Consider the following 692-nt stretch of genomic DNA (forward strand, 5'->3'; position numbering starts at 1 on the left):
GGGACGAAGTAGTCCACCATGGAGCCGTTGACGAGCTGGCCGGTGTCGGCGTCGTAGCGCAGCTCCTCGCTCAGCGCGGCGCCGAAGCCCTGGGCCAGCCCGCCCCGGACCTGCCCCTCGACGATCGTGGGGTTCACGACCGTCCCCCCGTCGTGGACCATGACGAACCGCTCGATCTCGAACTCGCCGGTCTGCGGGTCCACGGCGACCTGGGCGGCGGCGGTGCCGAACGAGTACGCGGCGTCCGAGGGCTCGAAGTGCGCGGTCGCCTCCAGGCCGGGCTCCTCCTCCGGGGGGAGCCCCTGGCCGGTGATCGCGGTGGCGTAGACCGTCGCCAGCGGAACGGCCCGCGCGGGGTCGGCCCGGACCCGGGCCACGGAACCGGCGATCTCCACGTCGTCGGCGGCGACGTCGAGCTGCCAGGCCGCGATCCGCCGGGTCTTGGCGGCGAGCTGCTCGGCCGCCGCTCGCAGCGCCCCGCCCGCGGCGATCATGGTGCGGGAGGCGAAGGCTCCGGTGTTGAGCGGCGAGGTCGCGGTGTCCCCGGCGTGCACCCGGACCGCCTCGTAGTCGGTACCGAAGACGTCGGCCACGACCTGGGCGAACGCCGTCTCGCTGCTCTGGCCCATCGTGGACACCCCGGTGTAGGCGTCGATCCCGCCGGACCGGTTGGACCGCAGGGTGACGCTCTC

Annotated in this window: 1 protein-coding gene; it reads right to left on the reverse strand. The window is 74.1% G+C overall.

Annotated elements, in window-relative coordinates:
- Window positions 1-692: molybdopterin cofactor-binding domain-containing protein (locus PKE99_RS38185; protein WP_271215119.1), on the reverse strand; the 692-nt coding region annotated here is incomplete at both ends.

This window comes from Pseudonocardia halophobica, from assembly GCF_027922425.1.
Lineage (GTDB): Bacteria > Actinomycetota > Actinomycetes > Mycobacteriales > Pseudonocardiaceae > Pseudonocardia > Pseudonocardia halophobica.